The following is a 5,393-nucleotide window of genomic DNA, read 5'->3' on the forward strand; positions in this document are numbered from 1 at the left end:
GAGGCCGCCGAAGGCGGCCTCGCCCACCCAAAAATCAATTTATCCCCCTGCGATCAGAACTCCTCTTCCGACGGGACGCCCAGTTTGCGGTGGATAATCGCGTCCACTTGGCGCCGAATATCCGGCACCGGGATGCGATCCAGGACTGGGGCAAAGAATCCCTCTACGATCAGCCGGGTGGCGACCGCGCGGGAGAGCCCGCGGGACATCAGATAGAAGAGCTCTTCCTCATTGATCTGCCCCACCGTCGCGCCGTGGGTGCACCGCAGGTCGTTCGCCATGATCTCCAGGCCTGGGATGGAGTCCGCCCGGGCGTGCGGCGAGAGGATGAGGTTGCGGTTGGCCTGATAGGCGTCGGTTTTCTGGGCCCCTGGATGCGCGCGGATCATCCCCTGCCAGACAGAGCGGGCGCGATCTTTGAGGGCGACCTTGTATAGCAAGTCACTCTTGGTGTGGGGCGCGATGTGATCCTGCTCTGTGTCGTAATCCGCATGTTGCTGTCCATCGAAGAAGAAGACGCCCGACATATAAGCGGTAGCGCCGCGGCCAACGAGGTCGACCTCCAGGAAGGTCTTGGTGACCCCTGCGCCCATCCCGACCACCACCCAATCGAGGGTGCTGTCGCGGTCGACGGAAGCCCGCTCGTGGGTGAAGTTCCACATATAGCGGCCCCAGTTCTGGAGGGCGATATAGGTCAGCCGGGCGTTTTCTTTCAAATGGATCTCCACGATCCCGTTATGGAACGCCGCCCCCATCGCGTCGTCGGCCAGGCGTTCATCGATGAAAGTAACCTGGGCGCCTGGCTCTACCACGATCAGGATGCGGGAGAAATCCGTAGGAGCACCCTGCAGCCCAATCACGGCCCGCAAAGGCAGCGGGATCTCCAGATCCCGCGGCACATAGAGAAAAATCCCATTGCGCCAGAACGCGGCGTTCATCGCCGCGAAGAACCCATCCCCCGGCCGCACTACCTGGTCCAGATAGGGGGCGACCTGATCCTGATGCTCCCGCACTGCAGTGAGCAGATCTGTGAAGATCAACCCTCGACGCTCCAGCCGTTCGTCCACCCAGCGAAGGGCAGGCTGGCCGTCGAAGAGCAATAGCCCCCCTGCGAGATCATCTTGCCGCTCTACGATCTGCCGCATCTCCTCCGGCGGGGTCACACCATCGCCGACCATAACGGTCACCAGATCTTCGATGGACAGCGCCCGGATGTCCGTGCGCCGCCATGCCTCATCGTCCGGCCCCGGTTTCGGAGTCTCGCGCAGGATCTGCCAGGCCTCCTGACGGGCCTGACGAAGCCATTCCGGCTCCTCGCGGGTTCCCAGGAACGCCTCAAAGGCTTCGGGGCCAATGCCCCGGGCTTCTCGAACGAGGTGCGCTTCCGCCATTGTGGGTTTGGACCTCCTAGAGAGCTTATCCAGCCTTGTCTCGTTTATTCGCCTGAAGCGAGCATCAAAGGTGCCCCCTGGGATGCAAGCCTTAAGCCCAATTAACCGCCACCGGGTGCGGGGCGCCCCGGCCGATCATTCGCCGCCGGGGCGCCGCCGATCACCCGACCTCCTCCTGCACCTCGATGGGGTTAACCCACCGAGCCGGACATCTGCAGGCGGATCAGCCGGTTCATCTCGACCGCGTATTCCATCGGCAGCTCCTTCACCAGGGGCTCCACGAACCCGGTGACGATCATCGCCGCCGCCTCTTCCTGGGGGATGCCCCGGCTCATCAGGTAGAAGAGCTGCTCGTCGCTGATCTTGCTCACGGTGGCCTCGTGGCCAATGGTGACGTTGTCCTCCTCAATCTCCATATACGGATACGTATCGGAGCGGGAGATCTCATCTAAGATCAGGGCGTCGCAGTTGACGCTCACCTTCGCCCCCTCGGCGCCTGGGTAAACCCGCACCAGGCCCCGATAGGAAGTGCGGCCACCGTCCTTGCTGATGGACTTGGAGATAATGCGCGAGCTGGTGTGCGGCGCGGCATGGATCGCCTTGCCTCCCGCATCCTGATGCTGGCCACGGCCCGCGAAGGCGATGGAGAGGATCTCCCCTCGGGCCCCCGGCTCCATCAGGTAGACGCTGGGGTATTTCATCGTCACTTTGGAGCCCAGGTTGCCGTCGACCCACTCCATCACGCCATCGCGATAGACCACCGAGCGCTTGGTCACCAGGTTGTAGACGTTGGTGGACCAGTTCTGGATCGTGGTGTAGCGAACGCGGGCGCCAGGCTTGACGATGATCTCCACCACCGCGCTGTGAAGAGAGTCCGTGGTGTAGATGGGCGCCGTACAATTGTGCACTGCGAATCCGCGCACTAGATACGAGTTCGGCTCCTCAACGTCCAGATTGAAGACGAATCCGTCGTATGGCACACGGCGGACGGCCTTGATCGGTACCAGGAAGTAATCCCCGGCGTCGCGCACCTCACCCATGCGCCGACCGTGCGTCCAGGTGAGGATGAACTGATCCCGGCGGTGGATTCGACGGCCTTGGACGAAATCGGAGCCGCCCTTGCGGACCCGGATGCTGGCGTAGATCCCCTGGCGAGCCAGCAGCTCCTGGATCTGCCGGGCCAGCATCTCCGAAGCTGTGGCGATCCGCCGCAGCTCGGCCGAGCCCCGAGGCCACCGGTTTCCGTCTCCCGCGAAATAGGCCTCAAGCAGGGGTGCGATCTGCTCTGGCGGCAGCGCCATCACCGCCTCACTCAGGCGCTTGTCGGCAGCGCCTTTCCCGGCGTGTTCCAGGCAGAACTCCATCAGCTCCCGGGAGTACACGGAGATCGTAACAGCGTGCTTGCCCCGAACATGGACGACCTGGGGCTTCTTCCCCGTGACCTTCTGAATCAGCCGCTTCACCTCCTCGATCGCCTGGATTTCATGCTCGCCAAAGGAGAAGGCGACCACCGGCTGGCGAAGGGTTCGGTGAATGTATGCAGAGCCTTCCGCCAGATAGTAACCAAGCAGGCGCAGGAGCTCTGAGGTGAAGTGAGGACGATAGCCCTCCGCCTGAACTTTGGGGAAGACCAGGAAATCGCCCTCGCGCAGTTCGCCGGCAGGCACATACGCGGGCTGGGCCCGGAGCAGCCGTGCGGTGTCCACTTCCGGCAACCAGGTGCTCCGCGCCCGGCGGCGGACGCGAACCATCTCCCGACGCACCACCAGCACGGGATGCTCCGGCGTCAGCCGGAACGTGTTGTAACGGGAGACCGGCTGGATCTCGATGAGGTCGCCTTGATAAGGTCGAACCATCACCGCGCGCACTTTCGCCTTGCGGCCGGTCTCGGTCACCACAAAATCGCCGGGCTTCACCGCCTCGATGTTCACCCAACGATCGCCTATGCTCACCTGCTCTCCTGCCGGGAGACAGCCCTCCACATAGTGCACGAAGGCTCCTTCCTCCGCGATGATCAGCGTTCGCTCAAACTGGCCGACGTTCTGGGCGTTGATGCGGAAGTAGGCCTGGAGCGGAAGATCTACATGGACACCAGATGGGACGTAGATAAAGGAGCCGCCGGACCAGACCGCCGAGTTCAGAGCGGCGAACTTGTTGTCGTCGGGCGGGACCACCGTGCCGAAATACTCGCGCACCAAATCCGGATACTCCCGCACCGCTGTGTCGGTGTCGACGAAGATCACCCCCAGCTTGCGCAGATGCTCCTGGAGGTTGTGATACACGACCTCACTTTCATACTGGGCTCCCACCCCGGCCAGGAACCTGCGCTCCGCCTCGGGGATCCCCAGGAGCTCAAAGGTGCGCCGGATCTCCTCAGGGACTTCGTCCCAGGAGCGGCTCTTCTTGTCCGTGGGCTTGATATAGTAGTAGATGTCGTCGAAGTCGATGGTGGAGAGGTCTGCCCCCCACGTGGGCATCGGCTTCCTCAGAAAGATCTCCAGGGCCTGTAGCCGGAACTCCCGCATCCAGTCCGGCTCTCCCTTCAGCCAGGAGATCTCCTCAACGATCTCCCGGGAAAGGCCCTTGCGCGCCTTGTAAGCGTAGCGCTCGGGCATCGAGAAGCCGTATTTATAGGTCCCCAGCTCGCTCAGATCGAAGGTCTCCGCAGCCATGACCCCTCCCTTCAACTCGTGGGTTGCTCGGCGAACTGTTCCCGCAGCCACTCGTAGCCCTTCTCCTCCAGCTCCAAAGCCAGCTCTGGCCCACCGGAGGCCACGACGCGGCCGTTATACATCACGTGGACGAAGTGAGGCTTGATGTAATTCAGGATGCGCTGATAGTGGGTGATCAACAGGATCCCCATATTGGGGTTGAAGATCCGGTTGATCCCCTCGGCCACCGTGCGCACCCCATCGATGTCCAGACCCGAGTCCGTCTCGTCCAGGATGGCCATCTCTGGCTGGAGGACAGCCATCTGGAGGATCTCCAGGCGTTTCTTTTCGCCCCCCGAGAAGCCATCGTTCACATATCGGGCGGCAAAGGAATCCTCCAGCCCCAGCAGGGCCAGTTTCTCCCGCAGCAGCTTGCGGAACTCCGGAATCGGGATCCCCTTATCCTCCGGGTTGAGGCGCTTGCGGCGCTCGTTCAACGCCGCGCGCAGAAAGTTGGCCACTGTCACCCCGGGCACCGCCACCGGATACTGAAAGGCTAGGAACAAGCCCAGATGGGCCCGCTCGTCCGGGGGCAGCTCCAGGATGTTCTGTCCCTTCCACAGAACCTCTCCCTGGTCCACGGAGTAAGCCGGATGGCCCATCAGCACATAGGCGAGGGTGGTTTTGCCGGAACCGTTGGGCCCCATCATGGCGTGGATCTCCCCCTTACGGACAGTCAGATCCACCCCTCGCAGAACCGGTTTGCCCTCCACACGGACGTGGAGATCCCGAATGATGAGCGCATCTTCCATTGCTTACCATCCTCCTGGATAGATTTGCAGGATAATACAGATCGCGTGGCTTCCTGCCTGGACCTTCTGTTCACGCCGGGCGGCTTCTTCCCCGCGGTTCGGGGAGCCACTGGGGAGGGTGGGTCCGCCAAAGGCGGACCCACCCTCTCTCCAGCAGCTCGATTCCTCCTGACCTGCACCTCTGGATGGATTCAGGCTTTATCTTACCACGGCTATCTGTGTTTGTCAATATTTTTCATAAAAATCTGAGAAATTGACATTCGGGACGAGACCCATTAAGATAGAGGGAGAAGATCCCGGGTAGTCCCTCCCCGGGGTAGGGATGAGCACGTGGCTCCGGAAGGGGAATGGCCCCATCTTCCCTTTCCCTCTCTGTGCGGCAAGGGCGGAATGGGAAGGGAAAACGATCGGTTTTTCGTGGGGTGGGGGGCGCGGGACGCGGCCCCCACCCCCACCAAAAAAAAAGATGCAGAGGAAAAATATAACAAACGCCCCGCGCGCCCCCCCCAAACCCCGGGGGGGCGGGGGAAGCACCAGGG

The 5,393-nt window shown here is 62.2% G+C and carries 3 protein-coding genes; all 3 read right to left on the bottom strand.

Translation table 11 applies throughout. From position 1 onward, the window contains the following. Window positions 1-53: 53 nt before the first annotated feature. Window positions 54-1,391 (bottom strand): Fe-S cluster assembly protein SufD, encoded by a 1,338-nt coding sequence (gene sufD, locus NZM16_RS03860; protein ID WP_295478686.1) that lies wholly within the window; start codon window positions 1,389-1,391, stop codon window positions 54-56. 191 nt (window positions 1,392-1,582) lie between these two features. Continuing rightward, the gene (gene sufB / locus NZM16_RS03865; RefSeq protein ID WP_295478688.1) at window positions 1,583-4,063 is read right to left on the bottom strand and encodes a Fe-S cluster assembly protein SufB; all 2,481 of its coding nucleotides are present in this window, start codon (window positions 4,061-4,063) and stop codon (window positions 1,583-1,585) included. Window positions 4,064-4,074: 11 nt separating this feature from the next. Next, window positions 4,075-4,854, bottom strand: coding sequence for a Fe-S cluster assembly ATPase SufC (gene sufC / locus NZM16_RS03870; protein ID WP_295478691.1), 780 nt, complete (start codon window positions 4,852-4,854; stop codon window positions 4,075-4,077). Window positions 4,855-5,393: the final 539 nt, after the last annotated feature.

The sequence above is a fragment of the Thermoflexus sp. genome, assembly GCF_025055495.1.
Taxonomy (GTDB): Bacteria; Chloroflexota; Anaerolineae; order Thermoflexales; family Thermoflexaceae; genus Thermoflexus.